Annotated in this window: 20 protein-coding genes and 1 pseudogene; 14 read left to right on the forward strand and 7 right to left on the reverse strand. The window is 65.1% G+C overall.

Translation table 11 applies throughout. The annotated features are described in order from the left end of the window. The first annotated feature begins 17 nt into the window (after nt 1-17). Nucleotides 18-1,319, forward strand: a complete 1,302-nt coding sequence (locus ACO054_RS02735) for an adenylate/guanylate cyclase domain-containing protein (protein WP_421708915.1) — start codon at nt 18-20, stop codon at nt 1,317-1,319. Nucleotides 1,320-1,455: 136 nt separating this feature from the next. Here the strand turns inward: ACO054_RS02735 and ACO054_RS02740 are convergent, their stop codons facing one another. Beyond that, nucleotides 1,456-2,739 (reverse strand): DEAD/DEAH box helicase, encoded by a 1,284-nt coding sequence (locus ACO054_RS02740; RefSeq protein ID WP_421708916.1) that lies wholly within the window; start codon nt 2,737-2,739, stop codon nt 1,456-1,458. 435 nt (nt 2,740-3,174) lie between these two features. Here ACO054_RS02740 and ACO054_RS02745 point away from each other — a divergent pair, with 435 nt between their 5' ends. Then, nucleotides 3,175-4,215: an NAD(P)H-dependent glycerol-3-phosphate dehydrogenase gene (locus ACO054_RS02745; protein ID WP_421708917.1), complete on the forward strand. Its 1,041-nt coding sequence runs from the start codon at nt 3,175-3,177 to the stop codon at nt 4,213-4,215. An 8-nt stretch (nt 4,216-4,223) separates the two neighbouring features. On the opposite strand, the gene ACO054_RS02750 is transcribed toward ACO054_RS02745, so the two are convergent. The 4 genes from ACO054_RS02750 to ACO054_RS02765 all read right to left on the reverse strand — a co-directional run bounded on the left by ACO054_RS02750 (nt 4,224) and on the right by ACO054_RS02765 (nt 7,576). Beyond that, nucleotides 4,224-5,090, reverse strand: coding sequence for a bile acid:sodium symporter family protein (locus ACO054_RS02750; RefSeq protein WP_421708918.1), 867 nt, complete (start codon nt 5,088-5,090; stop codon nt 4,224-4,226). A gap of 82 nt (nt 5,091-5,172) precedes the next feature. Continuing rightward, nucleotides 5,173-6,288, reverse strand: coding sequence for a M14 family metallopeptidase (locus tag ACO054_RS02755; RefSeq protein WP_421708919.1), 1,116 nt, complete (start codon nt 6,286-6,288; stop codon nt 5,173-5,175). Nucleotides 6,289-6,454: 166 nt separating this feature from the next. Next, a complete protein-coding gene (locus ACO054_RS02760; RefSeq protein WP_421708920.1) occupies nt 6,455-7,279 on the reverse strand; it encodes a DUF1194 domain-containing protein in 825 nt (274 codons plus the stop codon). A 42-nt stretch (nt 7,280-7,321) separates the two neighbouring features. Then, a complete protein-coding gene (locus tag ACO054_RS02765; protein WP_421708921.1) occupies nt 7,322-7,576 on the reverse strand; it encodes a YdcH family protein in 255 nt (84 codons plus the stop codon). A gap of 331 nt (nt 7,577-7,907) precedes the next feature. Here ACO054_RS02765 and ACO054_RS02770 point away from each other — a divergent pair, with 331 nt between their 5' ends. From ACO054_RS02770 to ACO054_RS02815, 10 genes and pseudogenes are all read left to right on the forward strand, one after another. Next, a complete protein-coding gene (locus ACO054_RS02770) occupies nt 7,908-8,459 on the forward strand; it encodes a DUF3305 domain-containing protein (RefSeq protein ID WP_421708922.1) in 552 nt (183 codons plus the stop codon). Continuing rightward, a complete protein-coding gene (locus ACO054_RS02775) occupies nt 8,452-9,243 on the forward strand; it encodes a DUF3306 domain-containing protein (protein ID WP_421708923.1) in 792 nt (263 codons plus the stop codon). Before ACO054_RS02770 ends, ACO054_RS02775 begins: the two co-directional genes overlap by 8 nt. 291 nt (nt 9,244-9,534) lie before the next feature. After that, on the forward strand, nt 9,535-10,149 hold the full coding sequence (locus ACO054_RS02780; RefSeq protein ID WP_421708924.1) for a TorD/DmsD family molecular chaperone: 615 nt from the start codon (nt 9,535-9,537) through the stop codon (nt 10,147-10,149). Nucleotides 10,150-10,258: 109 nt separating this feature from the next. After that, a complete protein-coding gene (locus ACO054_RS02785) occupies nt 10,259-10,459 on the forward strand; it encodes a hypothetical protein (RefSeq protein ID WP_421708925.1) in 201 nt (66 codons plus the stop codon). Between the two features lie 41 nt (nt 10,460-10,500). Further along, entirely contained in the window at nt 10,501-13,371 is a 2,871-nt protein-coding gene (locus tag ACO054_RS02790; protein WP_421708926.1) for a formate dehydrogenase subunit alpha, read from the forward strand. A 21-nt stretch (nt 13,372-13,392) separates the two neighbouring features. Continuing rightward, nucleotides 13,393-13,989 (forward strand): formate dehydrogenase FDH3 subunit beta, encoded by a 597-nt coding sequence (fdh3B, locus tag ACO054_RS02795; protein WP_421708927.1) that lies wholly within the window; start codon nt 13,393-13,395, stop codon nt 13,987-13,989. Nucleotides 13,990-14,334: 345 nt separating this feature from the next. Further along, nucleotides 14,335-14,535 (forward strand): hypothetical protein, encoded by a 201-nt coding sequence (locus ACO054_RS02800; protein WP_421708928.1) that lies wholly within the window; start codon nt 14,335-14,337, stop codon nt 14,533-14,535. 395 nt (nt 14,536-14,930) lie between these two features. Next, nucleotides 14,931-15,611 (forward strand): annotated as a pseudogene (locus ACO054_RS02805) (formate dehydrogenase subunit gamma); the annotation flags it as partial. Nucleotides 15,612-15,722: 111 nt separating this feature from the next. Further along, nucleotides 15,723-16,094, forward strand: coding sequence for a hypothetical protein (locus ACO054_RS02810; protein ID WP_421710408.1), 372 nt, complete (start codon nt 15,723-15,725; stop codon nt 16,092-16,094). Nucleotides 16,095-16,200: 106 nt separating this feature from the next. Continuing rightward, nucleotides 16,201-16,782, forward strand: a complete 582-nt coding sequence (locus tag ACO054_RS02815; RefSeq protein WP_421708929.1) for a hypothetical protein — start codon at nt 16,201-16,203, stop codon at nt 16,780-16,782. Here the strand turns inward: ACO054_RS02815 and ACO054_RS02820 are convergent. Beyond that, the gene (locus ACO054_RS02820; protein WP_421708930.1) at nt 16,766-17,332 is read right to left on the reverse strand and encodes a DUF2478 domain-containing protein; all 567 of its coding nucleotides are present in this window, start codon (nt 17,330-17,332) and stop codon (nt 16,766-16,768) included. The two genes, ACO054_RS02815 and ACO054_RS02820, sit on opposite strands and share 17 nt — an antisense overlap. A gap of 102 nt (nt 17,333-17,434) precedes the next feature. Between ACO054_RS02820 and ACO054_RS02825 the strand changes: the two genes are divergently transcribed. Next, on the forward strand, nt 17,435-18,763 hold the full coding sequence (locus ACO054_RS02825) for a c-type cytochrome (protein WP_421708931.1): 1,329 nt from the start codon (nt 17,435-17,437) through the stop codon (nt 18,761-18,763). Nucleotides 18,764-18,861: 98 nt separating this feature from the next. Continuing rightward, entirely contained in the window at nt 18,862-18,990 is a 129-nt protein-coding gene (locus tag ACO054_RS02830; protein ID WP_268877937.1) for a hypothetical protein, read from the forward strand. A gap of 84 nt (nt 18,991-19,074) precedes the next feature. Here ACO054_RS02830 and ACO054_RS02835 read toward each other — a convergent pair whose 3' ends face one another. After that, nucleotides 19,075-20,370 carry an ankyrin repeat domain-containing protein gene (locus tag ACO054_RS02835; RefSeq protein WP_421708932.1) on the reverse strand — a complete coding sequence of 432 codons (1,296 nt, stop codon included), beginning with the start codon at nt 20,368-20,370 and terminating at the stop codon, nt 19,075-19,077. Between the last annotated feature and the right edge of the window lie 72 nt (nt 20,371-20,442).

The following is a 20,442-nucleotide window of genomic DNA, read 5'->3' on the forward strand; positions in this document are numbered from 1 at the left end:
GGACGGCAGACCCTCCCATGCCGCCCGCGCCGCCAGACGCAGCGCCGCGCGTCTACCCGCCCTGGGTGTCTTTGATTCAGCGAAGCGTCAAGGGCGCGGCGTCCGCACCGCACTCAAGCTCAGTGGCGGAGATCGAAAGCTGGCTTCTCGGCGAGGCCCTGGGCATCGAGGATCTGCTGCCCTTGATCGAATCCTTCCTGTGGCGTCTGGTGGCGGCAGGCCTACCGCTCGACCGGGCGAGCCTGCACGTCGGGACCCTGCATCCGCAGCTCTTCGGGTTCGCCTGGAACTGGAACCGTTCCGACGGCTTCTGCGACGAGGTCAAGGTGGCCGAGGCAGCGGTTGGCAGCGAGGCCTACCGCCGCAATCCGCTGTTCCGGGTCATCGAGCATGGTGAGACGGTGCGCGCCGATCTGCGGGACGCCGAGACCTGCGCCCGCTTCCCGCTGATGGCGGAGTTGGTCGAGCAGGGTATGACGGAGTACGTGGCCCTGCCGTTGCATGCCGGCGGCGCCTACCACAATGCCGCCACGGCCGCGACACGCCAGGCTGGCGGCTTCACCGCCACGCAGTTCGACGATCTCAGCCGTCTCCTCCGGCTCTTTGCCCTGCACGTCGAGCGCCATATCGCTCTTCGGATCAGCGGGAACGTGCTGGCGACCTACCTGGGTGCCGAGGCGGGTGGACGGGTGTTGCGCGGGTCGATCAAACGCGGATCGGGTGCGCCGATTTCGGCGATTATCTGGATCTCCGACCTGCGCGGTTTTACCGACCTGTCGGACCGGCTTCCGGGCCCGGCGGTGATTGCGCTGCTCAACGCCTATTTCGAGCGGCTGGCCGGCGCGGTCTTAGCAGAGGGCGGGCAGGTCCTGAAGTTCGTCGGCGACGGACTGCTCGCGGTCTTCCCCTATGCCGCCTTTGCCGACGAGCGAGCGGCGGCCCGAGCCGCTCTGGCCGCGGCGCAGCAAGCGCTGGCAGCGCTGGAGGCCCTCAATGTCGATCCGCCCGAGGAGCTGTCCGGCATCGAGGGCTGGCGGCCGCTGCGCAGCGGTATCGCCTTACACGCCGGGGACGTCTTCTTCGGCAACGTCGGAGCGCCGGAGCGGCTGGACTTCACGGTGATCGGCCAGGCGGTGAATCTGGCAAGCCGAGTGGAGACCTTGACCAAGTCGCTCGGCCACCCGCTTTTGATGACCGAACAGGTCGCGCGCTGCTTGACCGAGCCGCTCGACGATCTCGGTCTGCATGCCCTGCGAGGCTTGGCGGCCCCAGTTAGGCTCTACAGCCCGGTCAGCCGAAACGATCCATCTTCCGTCTGATTGCGGCTGCCGCGCCGGCAGACACGGTGTCTGCTGATCTGTTTCGAGGCGATGACTGACAGCGCGCCAACCTCGCAACCGATTCTCGTCCTGCGCGGCCGTGCGGCGGCATCCGCGCAGGACGATTTACGTCTACCTAGGCCGCCTGACGCCGCTGGGGTCGGCCCTGGTTTTGGCGCTGGCCGCCCTGCTTCGGCTTGCCGAAGCCTTGGTTGCGGTTCCGGTTGCCCCCGCCGTTGCGCTTGGCGCGTTTCGGCGGCTGCTTCTGGGCGGCGGCGGCCTGGCGCCGGCCTTCGGGGCTGCGGCGGTCGTCCTGCTCCAGCGTGCCGACGACCTTCTGAATGTCTTTTAGCAGGCCCAGCTCCTCGTTGGTGCAGAAGGAGATGGCGAGGCCTTCCTTGCCGGCGCGTGCCGTACGGCCGATGCGATGAACGTAGGCCTCGGGCATGTTGGGCAACTCAAAGTTCACCACGTGACTGACCTCGGGCACGTCGATGCCGCGCGCGGCCACGTCGGTGGCGATCAGCACCGGCAGCTTGCCCTTCTTGAAGGCCTCGAGAGCGCGGGTGCGCTGGCTCTGGGACTTGTCGCCGTGGATGGCCGCTCCGACCACGCCGCGATCGGCGAGCTGCTTGGTCAGGCGGTCGGCGCCGCGCTTGGTGCGGGTGAAGACCAGGGTCCGGGAGAACTCGGGCTGACGCAGGAAGTCGACCAGCAGATCCCGGCGCATGCCGGCGTCCAGCAGGTAGACCTTCTGGGCGACGCGCTCGGCCGTCGTCGCGACCGGGGTCACGGCGACCTTGACCGGATCGCTCAGCAGGTCGTCCGCCAGGCCGGAGATTTCCTTCGGCATGGTGGCTGAGAACAGGAGCGTCTGGTGCTGCTCGGGGAGCCGGCCCATCAGCTTGCGGATCGGCGGCAGGAAGCCGAGGTCGAGCATGTGGTCGGCCTCGTCCAGCACAGCGACCTGGGTCTCGTTCAGTCGGATGATGCGGTTGTCCAGATGCTCGATCAGCCGGCCTGGGGTCGCCACCAGCACGTCGACACCGCGCTTCAGGGCGCCGATCTGCGGGCCGTGCTTGGCACCGCCGGTGACCAGCGCGGTCGAGATCCGCATGAACTTGCTGAGGGTGCGGAAGCTGGCCTCGATCTGGGCCGCCAGCTCGCGGGTCGGGGCCAACACCAGCACGCGGCAGGTGCAGGGCGCTGGGCGGCCGCGCTGAGACAGCAGGCGGTTGAGGATCGGCAGGGCGAAGGCTGCGGTCTTGCCTGTGCCGGTCTGGGCGATGCCCAGCATGTCTCGCCCCTCCAGCGCGGAGGGGATGGCCTGCGCCTGGATCGGCGTCGCTTCAGTGAAGCCGGCCTGTTTGACAGCACGCAGAAGGGGCTCGGCCAGGCCGAGCGTATCGAAAGCGGTCATGAAGTCTTACTCTCTCTCAAGTCCAGCCGGTGTGCGTCGACTCGGGCAAGCCGTCCAGTCGTGAAGGCGGAGTCCGTACGGCTCCGGCTTTCGGCACCGGCAGAGGTTTAACGGGCACAAGTCCCGCGTTCCTGGACTTGGGTAGGTTGGAAAAGGCTTGGCGTTCTGGCAGGAACCCTCGGCCCTTGGGGCACGACGGTCGATACGCGGCAAGAACGCTGCTAAGTCGGCGCGGAGACTGCGCAGGCTTTCCCGTTCCTGTCAAAGGAAACCGCAAAGCTTTCGCTGCATCGCACAAGTGCCAAATCGGCTGAACGGCTCGCTTTTTCAAGGCCTCCGACCGAAAGCCGGCGTCCTGCTGCCGGCCAAAGCGCTTTCGGTGCGGGGCAAGCTCGGCTATTCCGGCTACTGGATCGACGGCAGTGAGAGGGCGCGATGAGCGAAGGCCGTAGAGGATCTGAGGTCGACGTCCAGAGCTTCGCGGTGGTTGGCGGCGGCGCTTGGGGAACCGCGCTCGCGCTGACCGTCTTGCGGGCTGGAGGCCGTGTACGGCTCTGGGCACGCGAACCCGAGGTGGTGGAGGCGATCAACCGGTCCCATCAGAACAAGGCTTTCCTGCCGGGTGTGGTCTTGCCCGAAGCCTTGATCGCCGGCAGCGATCTTTCGAAGGTTTGCGCCGCTGTCCAGGCGGTGCTGCTGGTGGTGCCGTCCCAGTTCCTGCGCCCGGTGGCGGAGCAGGTGGAGGCGGTGTTGCCCGCCGGTATTCCGGTCATCGTCTGTGCCAAGGGGATCGAGCGTGAAACCGGGCTGCTGATGACCCAGGTGGTTGAGCAGGCCATGCCGGGTCGCCCCCTGGCCGTACTCTCCGGGCCGACCTTCGCCGCCGAGGTGGCGGCCGGCCAGCCTACGGCGGTCACGCTGGCGACAGCCGAGCAAGAGGGGGCGCTGGCCGAAAGCCTGGCGCAGGCTCTCAGTACCCCGAACTTCCGTATCTATCTCAGTCGGGACCTGGTTGGCGTTGAGATCGGCGGTGCCGTCAAGAACGTCATCGCCATTGCCTGTGGGATCGCTCAGGGCTTGGGCTTCGGATCCAACACGCGGGCCGCCCTGATCACGCGCGGCCTGGCGGAGATCAAGCGTCTGGCCGAGGCGCTGGGCGGTGCGCGCGAGACCGTCAGCGGTCTGGCCGGACTGGGCGATTTGGCCCTGACTTGCTCCAGCGAGCAATCGCGTAATTTTTCCTTCGGTCTGGGCCTGGGGCGCGGGGAGACGGTCGAGGCTCTGCTCTCCCGTCGTCAGGCGGTGGTCGAGGGTGTGGTCAACGCCGTCACGGTGACTGACCTGGCCCGCAAGTTGGGCGTCGAACTGCCGATCTGCGAAGCGGTTCGCGCCGTGGTCCACGAGAGCCAGCCGATTGCCGAGGCCATGACGGCCTTGCTCAGCCGCCCACTGACGCAGGAAGCCGAAGCGCCCTAAGCCAACTTTCAAGCCTCCGCCACCGCCGGGCGGCGGATCAGGGCGGCGACGAAGGCGCCGGCGGTGAAGAACATGACCAGGGAGTAGACGCCTGCGGGCACGATCATGGCCTCGTTGCCGAGCAGGGTGGCGGCGACGAAGATCGCCAGCGTGCCGTTCTGCAGGCCGGTCTCGAGCGAAATGGCGATGCCTGAGCGGCGGTCCAGCCGGGCGGCGCGGGCGACGAACCAACCTAGAGCCATGGTCGCCAGATTGAGCGTCAGCACGGCGGCGCCCACCTCCGCGAAGCTGCGGCGCACCAGATCCCATTCGGCCGCGACCGCGCCGGCCACGATCAGCACGAACAACAGCGTGGCCAGGACGCGTGCCGGCGGCTCCAGGCGCTGGGCCGTGGCGGGTGCCCAACGGCGCAGCGCCATGCCGATCAGGACGGGTACGGTGGTGATCGCGAAGATGCCGGCGACCGTCTTCGCCAGCGGCAGATGGACCGCCTCCTGACCGAGGAAGAGGTCGATGCCGAAATTCACGATGAAGGGCAGGGTGACGACGCTGGCGAGGGAGATGATGGCCGTCAAACTAATCGACAGGGCGGTGTCGCCCTTCGCGAGGTGGGTCAGCAGATTGGAGGTCACGCCGCCGGGGCAGGCGGCCAGAATGAGAAAGCCCACCGCTAGCACTGGGTCGAGCCCGAAGCTGACCTGCCAGCCCAGCACCAGAAGCAGCGCGATCAACGGCAGCAGCAGCATCTGACAGAGGGCCCCGACCGCGAAGGCCTTGGGTCGCGCCACCACGCGCCTGAAGTCGTCGGCGACCAGTGCCAGGCCCATAGAAAACATCATGAAGGCGAGCGCCAACGGCAGCACAACCTGGGTCACGAAGTCCAAAACCGCTTTCCCCCTAGAGTGCGATCGTCTCAGGTGAAGGCGTTTGGCTTCCACCTGAGACGTGAATCCTACTCTAGGCCTGGGCGAGTTCCTGCTCCAGTCCGGCCAGTCCGAGACGCAGGATCTGACGGCTTCGGAAGATCACCATCTCGCGCCAGTCCAGATCGTCGGGCGCGAAGTGGTCCTTGATGGCACGCTTGATCTCCTGGGTCTGCGGATCGTCCCAGTCGACGTTGCGGCTGTTGTGCAGCCAGTGGTCGGCGCGCAACACCTTCAGACCGTTGGTCGGCGGGAAGGTGCCGTATTCCAGCGCGACGAAGCTGACCTTCTCACCGAGCATCCGTTCCCAGCCGGTCTCCGCCAGGCCGGTCTTCGGTACCGACGAGGAGGTGCCGAGGCGCGGCTGCGTGACCGAGCGGCCGTACCAGCGTTTCGCGCGTTCGACGTTGAGGGAGTCGGGTGTGTGGTCGCTGATCGGCTCGCCGTAACCAAAGGGGCCGAGGCCGGTGTGATAGTCGACCACCGCGACCAGATCGCGCTCGGCCAGGTTCCACTGTGCCACGATCTTCTCCAGGGTGCGCCGTGCGTGGGTGGGCGCGGTGCCGCCGTAGAACATGCCGCCGGCGTGGCGATACTGGCCTCCAGTACGGGCGACCGTCAGGCCGGTTTGTCCGTGCTGCTCGCGGTAGGCCTCGATCGCCGCGTCGGCGGTCGCCAGCGTCTGCGCGTCGAGGGAGGCCGGAACCAGATGTTCCGCCAGGGCGTCGTAACCGGGGTTTTCCGGCAAGGGCTGTGCGAAGTCGATGAAGTTCCGATTGAGGTCGACGCCCTCTTCGGTGACCCGCCGCAACCACGCGTAGCCGTAGGGGTTGATGGCGTGAACCGCCAGCAGGGCCACGCCCTTGGGTAGACGATCCGGTCCGCCGGAGCCGATCCAGTCGAGCATGGCGGCCGAGCCCGGAAAGCCTTCGGCGCCATGGGTCGAACTGATCATCACCAGCAGAGCGCGCGCATCCTGCGGCCCGAACCAGGCGGCATCGGTGGACAATTCCTCGCCCCTCGGGCCGCGATGGGGATTCGCGAAGCCGACCGCCTCGACGCCCTGCCGTTGGCAGGCGGTGAGAAAGCTCTCGCGTGCATGGGCGTAGTCTCGGGGAAAACAGGTCTGGGCGGCGGACAGAAGATCCATCTGGAGTGTCCCTCACGAAGAAGCGTTGGCATCAGGAGTCGTTGCTATCGAGCGCCGGCAAGCCGGATACGATCCAAATCCCGACCGTAGAGCGGGTGGCGAGACGACTCCACCCCTCGTGGTGCAGTCCTGCGATGTTCTTGTCGAGATCTTGCGATTGCCGAGGCTAGCGGCGGTCGGCCTGGAGCGCGTCGGTGGGGCCGCCGTTTGGTTCGCCGGTCGGGCCGCCGGTGGGGCGTTTGTCCGCGATCTCGCGGATCATCTTCGCGAGGATGGCGTTACGGAAGGACTCGCCGCGATCGGCCGTCATCACGAAGGCACCGAAACCGCCGATGACGGAGAGCGTGTAGTGGTCTGCCAGGGGCATGCCGCCGGGACCAGGGTAGCCGCCGCCGGGAGTGCTCAGCACCAGGGCGTTGATCGTAATGCCAGCCAGAACAGCTTCGTCGCGTGCAACCTCGACTGGCCGACCGCCGCGCTGCGGCCCGTCCCCGGACACGTCTATCACTTTGCGTGGGGCGTCGAAGGCATTGCTGCCGATTAGGTCTGCCGAGTAGTCGATGGCTCCGGAGATCGAGTTCCATCCGCGCGCGGCGCGGGGCTGACGGCGCAACTCCGCTGCGAAGGCGGCGGCCGAGTCCGGCCCCTCGATCACGGTCCAGTCGACGATGGTGTGTTGGGAGTCCGCAGCGCCCCATTCCACGTAGGCTAGAGCGATTCGGCCGGTCTCGCCGGCGGCGATGGCGGACAGCACGCTGGGGTGGGTGATCGCCGCAGCGTAGCCATCACGCTGCAACCGCAGCTCTTGGTCGTCGATCGACCCCGAACCGTCTGCGGCCAGGACCAACTCCAGGTCGACGAGGCTCTGCGCTCCGGCCGGAGCGCCCAATCCAAATGTGACAGCGGTCGCAGCAATCAGCAGGCCGATGACTCGGGGCGGGACGACGGCTAGGGCGTGGCAGACTCTGCGATGGACTCTGGAGAGCGGCACCGGTTCGACCTCGCTCTGGCCGCCCCTGGAGCGGTCGTACCGTCAGGCGACAGCGGCCTCGTGTTTGCGGATCATGGCGAAGAGTTCGTCCTTCAGCGCGAGGCGCTTCCGCTTCAGCTCCTCGGCATGCTCGTCGCTGATCACATCGATTTCCTGTTCGGCGCGGCGGATTTCCTTGTCCACCTGATGATACTGATCGAACAGGCGGGCGAAGTGAGCGTTTTCGGTTTTCAGAGTGTGAATCGTCTCGCGGTGCTCCGGTAGTTCGTGCACCAGGTCGTGATGTTCGCCGTACATTAGGTCAAGCCCTCCGCCGCTTACTTTTCTCATCCGATCCGGACTGTGTGGCAACCCTCGCAGGAGGGATGCCGGCAGCGCGTTGACCCAGATCAGGTTCCCTTGGGCAGGAAACCGGTTCCCGGTAGCAAAACCCCCTCCCGCCGGCGAAGTCCGCTCGTCGGCCGTTCGACTCTCGACTAAGCCGGTAACCCTCGGCGAATTCCCACAGAATCCCTGAGGATGACGAGGCTCGCGCACCGACCTATCTTTACCGTTTGAAGATATACAGTATGGAAATCATACGTTGCCTGGCCGATGTAGCCGGGCACTCCAGGAGGGATGACTGCTTGTGGCCGAGATCAAGGACTCGGTGCCCTTAGGTGTGGTGCTGGAAAAGCGGGCGGTCGAGCACCGCTGGATCAAGCATGCTTGGCGCCCGGTCGCCGTCATCCCCGGTGCCCCACCGCTCGATCCGCAGGGTGACTGGCGCAGCCTCAGGTCCGGCATGGACGAGGATGCGGCTGGAGCGACAGCCGGACCCTGGGAGCATTTCCACGCGGGCACTCTGGCCTGCGAGCTCTTTCGCAAGGAGACAGAGGGCTACAAGGTCAATCTCAGTCAGGAGCCGCCGCGGGTCTTCGTGGTGCTGCGGTCGGGTACCGATCTGGAGGTCGCGCACGACTGGGTGCCGGTTCACGTTACCGTCTGCCCCTATGAGGCGCAGGACTTCCTGGACAGCGGCGAGGATCTGGTCGAGCCCGTGGTCATGCCGCCCGACCTGATCGCCTTCGTGCAGGCCTTTGTCGACCGTCATCACGTCGACCAGCCTTTCTACAAGCGCAAACGCAAGCCGCACGATCCGCGTAAGGTCGGATTCGGAAAGCAGCCCGGCCATGGCTGAAGACGATGCCCCCTTCCTGTCCCGCTGGGCGCGTCGCAAACAGGCGGTGCGCGAGGAGGATCGGCCGGACGAGCAGACGCATCGGCTTCAAGAGGCGCCGGAGGCTGCTGAGCCCGTCGACAGTCATCGCCCTCTGACGCCGGAGGAAGTGGAAGAGCTGCCGGATCCCGACACGCTGGGGCCAGGCAGCGACTTCAAGGCCTTCCTCCGCGAAGGCGTTCCGGAAGAGTTGAAACGCCGCGCCCTGCGGCGGCTGTGGCGTAGCAACCCTGTCTTCGGGATCCTGGATGGCCTGAACGACTACGACCTCGACTATACCGATGCGGCGACTGTCGTTGCGAACCTTCAGACCGTCTTCAAGGTCGGCAAGGGCGTCGTGCTTCCGGAAGAGGAGTCGGAGGAGGAGGAAGCCGCCACCTCTGATGCCGAAGCCGCGCCGCGCGCGGCCGACCTTGAGAGTGCGGGCAACGCAACCGTTGCTGGGTCGACGGTCGGAGGCGGGGAGCGGGAGGTTTCGGGAGCGTCTGAAAGACAGGGAGCCGGCCTCGAGCCTGCGGCGGATCAGCGCGAGTCGGAAGATCAGGTTGTTATACTTGGGGTTGAGCAAATTGAGTCCCCCACACCGCTCCCGCAGCCTTCTCCGGAGAAGCAGGTGGGTATTGCGTCACCCGTTGAACGGCCCACTGAGTTCGAGAAGGGGCGGGCGGCGCGACGTCGCTGGGGAGCCTTCCTGCCGGCTTCCGACGTGACAGGCGGGCCTGACGGGGGGTCCGAAGAGGTCTGAACGGTTTTTAACGGGCAAGTAACCCTAATATTCCTGTCAGATTAGGCGGGTAGCTCACCGTCTTTAGAAAGTTCCACAGGGATGTTTTGTGTTCGCAGTTGCAGCATGTCCTACTGTTGACACAGCCTTCCGCGACGGCCTCTAATGCTATGAACGAAACAAGAAAAATCCCTGGCAAAGCTAGGGTTTTGCGGGTTCCGAGACGGCTCGCAGGAAGAGTTCTCCGCAGGCAACTTGACTGGTTTGGATACTCTTTCTCGAGACGGCAACGATCCGTCAGGAGGGATAGATTTGGCGCAGGTCGCCGAGACGAATCGAGATCGTCAGATCGCGGAAGAGGACCTTCTGCGCGCCGAGTGGTACGGGTTGCTCGCTCGCCTGTTGGGTGAGGCGCCCGACCAGCAGTTGCTGAACCAGGTGGCAGGCCTCGAAGGTGGCGACGGTGAGCTGGGAGAGGCTCTGGCGGTTCTCGCACGCGCCGCGCGCGCGACAGACGTCGCGGAAATTCGCCAAGAATACTTCGACCTCTTCGTCGGCGTCGGCCAGGGTGAGTTGGTTCCCTTCGGCAGCTACTATCTCACCGGTTTCCTGCATGAGAAGCCGTTGGCCAAGCTGCGCAGCGACATGCAGCGCCTCGGTTTGGCGCGGGCCGATGACGTCAAGGAGCCGGAGGACGGCATCGCCTCCGAACTGGAGATGATGACCGCGCTGATCACCGGGGCCTTTGCGGCGCCGGCGGATTTGGCTTCGCAACGCACTTTTTTCGAGACTCACATCGCGGTTTGGGCGCCCCGGTTCTTCGAGGACCTAGAGGCAGCCAAGGCTGCGCGCTTTTACATGCCTGTCGGTACGCTCGGTCGTCACTTCCTGGCGATCGAGGCCCAGGCCTTCGAGATGACCGCCTAGGAGGTCTCCCGGCGCGGTGCGCCGGAATGGGGCCGGCGGCGGGCCCCACCTGGGAACGGGAGGACGCCGCATTGGAGCAACGGTTCACCAGAGGACAAAGGTGAAGCCCATGGACAAGAGCGAGAAGACGGGCGTCAGCCGCCGCGACTTCTTCCGCACCGCCACCCTCGGGTCGGCGGCGGCGGCCGGAGCCGCGATTGCGCTGGGTGCCGACGAGGCCGAAGCGGCCGAGACGGTGACGTCGCCCACGGCGGCGGGCTATCGCGAGACGGCCCTCGTCAAGACCTACTACGACCTGGCCAGGTTCTAAGTCGAACCCGGCTCGCATTTCAAAAAACTCAGGAGAGGTCAATGCTCACCAGAAAGACGAATGGGGTTGCAACTGGCCCCCGTTTGTCGAAAGCGCTGAACGGCCTGGCCGGCAGCGCGATTGACCGCCGTACCTTCCTGAAGCGTTCCGGGCTCGCCGCCGGCGGTATTGCCGCGGCCGGTGCCCTGACCTTCGGCAAGGTCAAGAAGGCGTCCGCAGCGGCTCCGGCCAGCGGTGCGGTGGAGATCAAGAAGTCGGTCTGCACGCACTGCTCGGTGGGTTGCACCGTGATCGCGGAGGTTCAGAACGGCGTTTGGACGGGTCAGGAACCGGGCTGGGACAGCCCCTTCAACCTCGGTGCCCACTGCGCTAAAGGCGCGTCGGTGCGCGAGCACGCGCACGGCGAGCGCCGCTTGAAGCATCCGACCAAGCTGGTCGACGGCAAGTGGCAGAAGGTCAGCTGGGAAGAAGCGATAGAAGAGATCGGCGGCAAGATGCTGGAGATTCGCGACTCCAGCGGTCCCGACTCGGTCTATTGGCTCGGTTCGGCCAAGCACAACAACGAGCAGGCCTACCTCTTCCGCAAACTTGCAGCGTTCTGGGGGACGAACAACGTCGATCACCAGGCGCGCATCTGTCACTCCACCACGGTCGCCGGCGTCGCCAATACCTGGGGCTACGGCGCGATGACCAACAGCTACAACGACATCCACAACAGTCGGGGCATCTTCCTGATCGGCGGCAATCCCGCCGAGGCGCACCCGGTGTCGTTGCAGCACGTGCTGAAGGCCAAGGAACAGAACAACGCGCCGATGATCGTGTTGGATCCGCGCTTTACCCGGACGGCGGCCCACGCCGACGAGTATGTGCGGTTCCGTCCCGGCACCGACGTGGCTCTGGTCTGGGGTCTCCTCTGGCACGTGTTCGAGAACGGCTGGGAGGACAAGGAATTCATCCGCCAGCGCGTCTGGGGCATGGATCAGATCCGGGCCGAGGTGGCCAAGTGGACGCCCGAGGAGACCGAGCGCGTCACCGGCGTTCCGGGGTCTCAGCTTCGGCGTGTCGCGCGGACGCTGGCGAACAACCGCCCCTTCACCATCATCTGGTGCATGGGTGGAACGCAGCACACCAACGGCAACAATAACACCCGCGCTTACTGCACCCTGGGCCTCGCCCTGGGCGTGATCGGCACCTCGGGTGGCGGTACCAATATCTTCCGCGGTCACGACAACGTGCAGGGGGCGACCGACCTCGGCGTGCTCTGTCACACGCTGCCTGGCTACTACGGCTTGAAGGCCGGTTCGTGGAAGCACTGGTCTCGCGTCTGGAACGTGGACTACGACTACCTCAAGTCTCACTTCGCGAGTAAGGATCTGATGGAGAGCTCCGGCGTGCCGGTCTCCCGCTGGTTCGACCTGGCGCTTGAGGCGAAGGAAGACCTGGATCAGCCGGACAACCTCCGGGCCATGGTTTTCTGGGGCCACGCTCCGAACTCCCAGACCCGTCTGCCCGACATGCAGAAGGCGATGAAGAAGCTCGATCTCCTCGTGGTGATCGATCCCTTCCCGACGATGACGGCCGTCATGCACGACCGCACCGACGGCGTCTATCTGCTGCCGGCAACCACGCAGTTCGAGACCTACGGCTCGGCGACGGCGTCCAACCGCTCGCTGCAGTGGCGTGAGGCGGTGATCGACCCGCTCTTCGATTCGAAGACGGACCAGGAGATCATCTACCTCTTCGCTCAGAAGTTCGGTTTCGCCGACGAGATGTTCAAACAGATCACCGTCAACGGAACCGTGCCGTCGATCGAGGACACGCTGCGTGAGATCAACACCGGTATGTGGACGATCGGCTACACCGGTCAGTCGCCGGAGCGCCTGAAGAAGCACATGCAGAATCAGGCCACCTTCGACAAGACCACTCTTCAGGCGAAGGGTGGTCCGGCCGACGGCGACTTCTACGGCTTGCCCTGGCCTTGTTGGGGTACGGCCGAGATGAACCATCCGGGGACGCCGAACCTCTACGACACCTCCAAGCCGGTGGCCGAAGGCGGCCTCTGCTTCCGTGCCCGCTTCGGCGTGGAGCGGGAAGGGGAGAATCTTCTCGCCGAGGGCAGCTACCCGGTCGGTTCGGAGATCACGGACGGCTATCCGGAGTTCACGATGGCCATGCTCCAGGAACTCGGTTGGGACAGCGACCTGACCGCGGAGGAGCGTGCCACCATCGAAGGCATCGCCGGCGAGAAGACGAACTGGAAGACCGACCTGTCGGGCGGTATCCAGCGCGTCGCCATCAAGCACGGCTGTGCACCCTTCGGTAACGCCAAGGCCCGTGTCGTGGTGTGGAACTTCCCGGATCCGGTGCCCTTGCACCGTGAGCCGCTCTACACCAACCGGCGCGATCTGGTCTCCGACTACCCGACCTACGAGGACCGTCGGATGTATCGTCTGCCGATCCTCTACAAGTCGATCCAGGAGAAGGATTTCTCCCAGGATTACCCGATCATCCTGACGTCGGGACGACTGGTCGAGTACGAGGGCGGCGGTGACGAGACCCGCTCCAACCCCTGGCTGGCCGAGCTCCAGCAGGACATGTTCGTCGAGATCAACCCCGTGGACGCCAACAATGCCGGCATCCGTGACGGTCAGATGGTCTGGGTGAACGGTCCGGAGGGATCGAGGGTTAAGGTCAAGGCCATGGTGACGGAGCGCGTCGGCACCGGCGTTGCTTTCATGCCGTTCCACTTCGGCGGTCACTGGCAGGGTGAGGATCTGCGGGACAAGTACCCCGCGGGCGCCGACCCCTACGTGCTCGGCGAGGCCTGCAACACCATGCAGACCTACGGGTACGACTCGGTCACCAACATGCAGGAGACCAAGGCCACACTCTGTCGGATCGAGCCGGCTTAAGGGCCTGAGGGAGAAACTCTAATGGCAAGAATGAAGTTCCTCTGTGACGCTGAGCGCTGCATCGAGTGCAACGCCTGTGTCACGGCCTGTAAGAACGAGCACGAGGTTCCTTGGGGCGTGAATCGTCGTCGGGTCGTCACGATCAACGACGGCAAGCCCGGTGAGCGTTCGATCTCGGTGGCCTGTATGCACTGCTCCGATGCGCCGTGCATGGCGGTCTGCCCGGTCGACTGCTTCTACCAGACCGACGAGGGCGTGGTTCTCCACTCGAAGGACCTCTGCATCGGCTGCGGCTATTGCTTCTACGCGTGCCCCTTCGGCGCGCCGCAGTATCCGCAGGCGGGCAACTTCGGAAGCCGGGGCAAGATGGACAAGTGCACCTTCTGCGCCGGCGGTCCCGAGGCGAACAACTCCGTCGAGGAGTTCGCCAAGTACGGCCGCAACCGTCTGGCCGAAGGCACTCTGCCGCTCTGTGCGGAGATGTGTTCGACCAAGGCGTTGTTGGCCGGTGACGGCGATACCGTCTCCGACATCTATCGCGAGCGCGTCGTCGCTCGTGGCTTCGGCTCCGGTGCTTGGGGCTGGGGTACTGCCTATGAGCAGAAGGGCGATTCCTGATCGCCCGGTCGCGTTCCGATCGTCTCGGCCACTGTGCTCTGGCGATCGGACCATGACCGCTCGTTAAAGGTGGGGGCGGCGGACCTGCGGGACCGTCGCCCTTTCGCCTCCGGTACGGAGGCGCGTTCAATAAGAAGAGAGTCGAAACCGTCTTGTCGGGCGCTTCGCTATCGATCCCAGACTTGGATCGATCTCGGGCCGGTCGACGCGGCGGAAAACGACGAAGGTGAGACTTCGGCGACCTGGCCCGCTTTTTCGAGGCGGGTCATCGGAGGAGACCGGCCTCGGTTCAAGACGCCGCCTTGGGCGCGCCACCACCGGAGGCTAAAGAGGAGGGGTGATCAAATGAAGTCGAAGAGCGAGACTCTTGCTTTGACGACGATGGTCGTGCTCGGCGGTCTGTTTTTGGCGGGCTGCAAGGAAGAGGAGCAGGACCGAATTCTCTTGTTCGAGAAGGGGACCTACCTGGGACAAGACGACGACAGCATGGGTGGGACGACGGCTGAAGAACTGCGCGCCCGCGCCAAGAACCAGGGCGCGCTGTAAAGCGCTCTCTATAGCGGCTCCGCGAAGCTGCTGCAGATGAGGGATATCAGGAGATGAAGCTGATCGATCGATACATCCGGCGCTTCGGTGTCACCGCGATGGCTCTGGCGACCGTTACTTTTATGGCGATGGCCATGCTGTCCACGACCGACGCCGCGGCCCAGAACCAGGGCCGCGAGGTTCCGGAGGAAGCTCTTACCGGCGGTGCGGTGCCGGGCGGTACGCTGGGCAGCGCGAGCGATGCCGAGATGTGGCGCGCGGTGCGTGGCGGGATTCAGGGCGAGGTCTCTATACCGGATACCAAAGCCGGAATTCTGGTGCAGTCCGAAGGCGAGAACTGGCGCAACGTCCGCAACGGGCCGCTGCTGGTCTACGGGTCCTGGCTGCTGCTCGGAATGATCGGTCTGCTGGCGCTGTTCTTCGTGCTGCGGGGCCGTATCAAGATCGAGGCCGGTCCTTCCGACCGGACAATCGAGCGCTTCGGTTTCCTTGACCGCTTCGCCCACTGGCTGACGGCGACCTCTTTCGTGATTCTGGCTCTGACCGGTATCAATCTTCTGTGGGGACGCTTTGTGCTGCTGCCCGTCCTGGGGCCGGAGGCTTTCTCTTGGCTGACCATTGCCGGCAAGTACGCGCACAACTTTCTCGCCTTCCCCTTCATGCTGGGCATCACCCTGATGTTCGTGCTGTGGGTCAAACACAACATTCCCAACAAGTACGACCTGATCTGGCTGTCCAAGGCCGGCGGTCTTTTCACCAAGCACAGCCACCCGCCGTCGAAGAAATTCAACGCGGGTCAGAAGGTGATCTTCTGGTCCACGATTCTCGGTGGACTGTCGCTCTCGCTGTCGGGCATCGCGATGATGTTCCCCTTCGAGTTCGATATGTGGGCCAAGACCTTCGCGGCGCTCAACATCTTCGGTTTCGGGCTGCCGACCGACATCACGCCGATTCAGGAGATGCAGCTTTCGACCCTGTGGCACGGCCTGGTGTCGTTGGTGCTGATCGCCATCATCGTCGCGCATATCTACATCGGTTCCCTCGGTATGCAGGGGGCCTTCGCGGCCATGGGCTCTGGCCAGGTTGATGAGAACTGGGCGCGCGAACACCACAATCTCTGGGTCGCCGAGGTGCGTGGCGAGACGCCGCCCCACTACGGCAAACAGCCCCAGGCGGCGGAGTAGCGGATGCGATACCTCTCACGTCTGTCGGCGATCTGTGTGGCGGTGGGTGTCCTCTCGGTCCCTGTAGCCGCTCTGGCCGTAACGCAGGAGGAAGCCGCGGCTCTCGTCGCGGAGCGGTACGGTGTCGAGGTGCTGAGGACCCAGGCCGGAAACGTCGACGGACAGAGGGCATGGCTGGTTACGGTCATGGAACCCGGAGGAACTTCGAACAGCGCCTTCCGGGTAACCCGGCTAGCCGTCGATCGTGAGACCGGAGATTTGATCCCGGCCTTCCGGCACGGACGGAGCGGGTATCAGCTTCCGGACTCCGGCGGCGGACGTTTCACCCGCGACACGGTGCAACCAAGCCGCGCGGCGGGAACCGTCTGGCGGTAGTTTTATCCATCAGCCTTGCTTGACTCCGACCGCTGCCGGGCCTGACTCTCCCGCAGCGGTCGGTTTCGTTTCGATCCGTTTGGCGGGTGAAAAGGGAGGCACGCCGATGCTCTGGCGGGCGCTTTTGGTCGGTTTGCTCTTCGTGTCGAGCGCCATGGCGCAGCAGGGCGACGCGGCGAGGATCACTGCGACCCTGTTTGCCGAGACGGCTCCGGTCCTGCCGGTATCGGTCGATGTCTACGACGATTCCGAGTTGAACTTGCGTCTGCGCGACGACTTCGAAGCGGCTTTGAAGTCTCGCGGTGTAACCGTCGATCCCTCTGCGCCGCTCGTTCTCATGCTGGATCTGCAGGTGCGCCAGGGCCAGATGGAGCGGACTGGCCCCACGCTCGGCCGTGCGCAAACCAACCTGGGCGAGGCTCAGGTCGACGTAAACGTGATTTCCAATACCGAGGATTCGCTCCTGGGCGGACAACGCAGTCAGCCCGGTGTCCGTATTCTGCGTGAAGGACTCGTCAGCTTGAGCGCTCAACTGCGCGATTCGGATCAGCCGGAGGTTCTTTGGCAAGGTGACGCTTACACAGCGATGGACGCGCGTGGCTTGGAGGGCTTGGCGCCGTTGCTGGTGACTCCCCTTGCCGAAAGTTACGGACGCACCACGGACGACGCCCTTAACTTGAGCCCCTGAGCGTCAGGGCCGGAACGGCTGCCTGGTCCCACCAAGCCTCGAGGCGCTCTTCGTCGGGCGGCAGCTCGCAGTTTGCCGTCAGGCGGCCTGGTGCCGCCTTGGCGACGAAACTGCGCCACGCCGGCGCGAACTCACGACGGACCGCGACAGCCATGGGAAAAGGCTTTGTCAGGGCCTTGCGAAGGGCATCCGCCATGCCAAGGCCGCGGCCCTCCAGCGGGCCGAACTTATCGACGATGAGCAGATCGGTCGGTCCGGCGGCCGCCGTTTCCAGAGTGCGGGCCATCTGCGCCAGGCCTTCGGGCAGCAGATGCCAGCGGCCGACCACGATCCCTTCACGATAGGGCTCGGTCAGGGCTGTGGTTTCGTTTGACTTCAAGGCGCGCACCTGTAAACCCGACTTCGTCTTCGGCCGGCTCCAAAGGGTTTCGATGATTACGCCGTCGACCGTGAGTCCCTCCGCCCTTCGGCGTGCAGCGAAATCTGCCAGCAGCTCGGATTTGCCGTCATTGGGAGCGTAGATGAGGGTTGCGAGCGGAGCGCCTGCCATAGCCCGCGTCCTTTGCCAGCCGGCGCGGCGTCGTGCAAGCGCTTGGAGGGAAGAGGCGGTCTTTGCTACAGTCCTACCATGGCAGGCAAAGTGCATAAGCTTATGAAATTTTGGGCAAAAGGCGCCGCCCTTCTGGGTATCGCGGCGCTCCTTTCGTTGTTGCCGCTGGGCAGTTCCGCGCGCGCCGAATTGCTTGGTCATGGTGGCTTTGTGAAGGGCGTGGCGGTTTCGCCAGACGGCAGCCGGGCCCTTACCGCGTCCTTCGACTACACGGTAATCTTCTGGGACCTCCAGGAGCAGAAGGCGCTGGAGGTGCTCGACGCCCATCAGGCTTCGGTCAATGCCGTCGCACTTTTACCGGACGGACGGGCCGTTTCGGCGAGCGACGATGGGACCTTGCGGGTCTGGGATGCCGAGGCAGGCCGTGAAGTCGGGGTGCTCGAGGGCCACGCCGGCAAGGTTCAGGGGCTGGCCGTCTCGGCGGACGGAACCAAGGCGGCTTCTGCCGGCTGGGACGGCAGCGTCCGTCTCTGGGATTTGCAGGCGCTGGAGCCCCTCGGGGTTTTCGAGGGGCACCAGAGCACCGTCAACGCCGTAGCCTTTTCGCCTTCCGGCGAGCAGTTGCTGTCGGCCGGTTTCGACATGACCCTCAGGACCTGGAGAGTCGGCGACGGCACTCAGTTGGGCGAAGTCTCGGGCGGTGCCGTCGGTTTCACCTCGGCGGCCTGGCTCCCTGACGGTCGCCATGCCGTGACTACGCAGGTCGACGGTTCCGTTCGTCTCTGGGATCTGGAGGCAGGAATTGAAGTGGCTGAGCTTGGCAGCCATCCTGAGGCCTCCGCTTTCGCTCTTGCCGTTTCGCCTGACGGCCGGCGTGCGGCCTCCGCCGGCACGGATCGCGTCATCCGCCTTTGGGATTTGGAGGCGCGCGGCCCGGCAGCGGTGCTGGATGGCCATCTGGCTCCGGTCTGGTCGCTCGCCTTCTTCGACGACGGCAGGAAATTGATCTCCGGCGGTGCGGACGAAGTCGCCCGTGTCTGGGATCTGGAGCAGGGGAAGGAAATCGGCGTTTCCGTCGCTTCGGGTGCCCGGTCCTTGCGCGAGCTGGCGGCGGTCGACCCCACCTTGCAGCGGGGCGCCGAGGTTTTTCGCAAATGCTCGGTCTGTCATGACGTGCAGCCGGGCATATCGAGACGGGCCGGGCCGACGCTGCATGGCGTTTTCGGCCGTCCTGCAGGGGCCGTCGCGGACTACAACTACTCACCCGCCCTGACGGATACCGACATCGTCTGGACGGCCGAAACCATCTCCCAGCTCTTCGACGAAGGGCCGGACGTCATGACTCCGGGCACCAAGATGCCGATCCAGCGGATCCCCGACAGCGCGGATCGCGCCGCTCTGATGCGTTATCTTGAGGCCGTGACCCGATAACTGCGGTCTTCGACACCATTAGACTGAATGAAACTGCGCCTTGCCACAGGGCCGCTGTGCAATAGAATGGCGAAAAACAGGATTTGGAGGGTTCGTTTATGAAAGCTTTTGTCGCCGGTTGTACGGCTGCGGTCGTGATCGCGCTTGGGGCCTACTTTATCCTTGGCTCTCTCGGTATGGATGCCGGCAGTGTCTTCTCGACCTCGAACGTTCGCCTAGACGGCTAAGGGAAGTCTGAACTTCCAGGTGTCCTGAGGTTACGCCGCCGATCGCTGGACAGTTTGAGTGCGCCGGTTTTTAACCCGGTGAATTCAGTCCTGGCTGGCGCCGGCAGCGCGGAGCGCCTGCTCGATTTCGGTCGCACCGACAGCCTTGGCGGCTTCTATAGCCGTCCAGCCGTCTTCGGCGACGAGATCCACCGAGGCGCCTGCCCCAAGAAGCAGCCGGACCGATTGCAGGGCGCCGACATTGGCCGCTCTCATCAGCGGAGAGATCCCCTCCTCGTCGGTCAGGTCGGGATCGGCGCCGTTTTGCAGCAGGATCAGAACCGTCGCTGGGTTGCCGAGTTGCGCTGCCGCATAGAGGGGCGTTTCCTCGCTCTCGGTCTCGCGGGCATCGGGGTTCGCCCCCGCCTCCAGCAGAAACAGCACCGTGTCGATCTGCGCGCTGTCGACTGCCTCGTGCAGCGCAGTCCGGCCATTGTCGGGATTTGCGAAATCGACGGCGAGACCGGCTGTCAGCATAGTTTCGACGAGAGCTGTTGCGCCTTCTCGCGCGGCGATGTGCAGAGCGCTTCCCTGAAGACCGGCCGTGGCCTCCAGGTCGGCGCCGACGTCGATCAGCAACTGGGCCGTCGCGACCGCTGTGTCGCCTTGCTGTCCAGAGGCTCCCGGGGAGGTCCGGCGGAGCGTTCGGGCGGACCCTCGGGCTGCCGCAAGTAGGGCGGTCATGCCATCGTCCGCGCTCGCCTCGACGTCGGCTCCCCGGGCCAGCAGTTCCGCGACCAGGGGGACATGTTTCGCGAAGGCGGCGTTGATCAGGGGGGTATTGCCGTCCGCACGGTCCCGGATCTCCAAATCGGCACCGGCTTCAAGCAGCGCGACGGCGGGCCCCAGTTGCCCCCGGCGAGCCGCGATCAGGAGGGGCGTGTTCCCATAGTCGCTTTCGCGCGGGTCGATCTCGGCCCCGGCATCGAGCAGGACTTCGGCGACCTCTCTCCAGCCCTCGTAGGCGGCGTAGTGCAGGGCTGTCCAAGCGTCTTCTGTCGCCGCGTCGATCTTCGCGCCCTCGGCAAGCAGGAACTCCGCGGCGGCGGCGGCGCCGTAGATCGCCGCCACCTGCAGGGGCCGGTTTCCCCGTGGATTCAGACCCTCGATATCGGCTCCGCGTTCCAGCGCGACGGCAATCATCTGCGGCTGGTCCGCGCGGGCGCCTAGGTGCAGGAACTGAAGAGCGGCCTCTGGGGTTTCGGGAAGCTCCAGGCCGTCCGGAAGACTGCCTTGCTGGGCGGCCGCCGGCCCTGCAAACATCCACAGGAGCAGCAAGAAAAGAAACGCTAAGCTTGAACGCATGCGCTCAAGGTAACCGATCCGAAGTGAGGCCACCATGGTTGGCTTCCGGGGGCGGAATCTGCAGCCGGCGGTCCCGGGCCACAGGCCTTCCCGTCCCGTCCTCTCTGA

It is taken from the genome of Algihabitans sp., from assembly GCF_965226985.1.
Taxonomy (GTDB): Bacteria; Pseudomonadota; Alphaproteobacteria; order Kiloniellales; family DSM-21159; genus Algihabitans.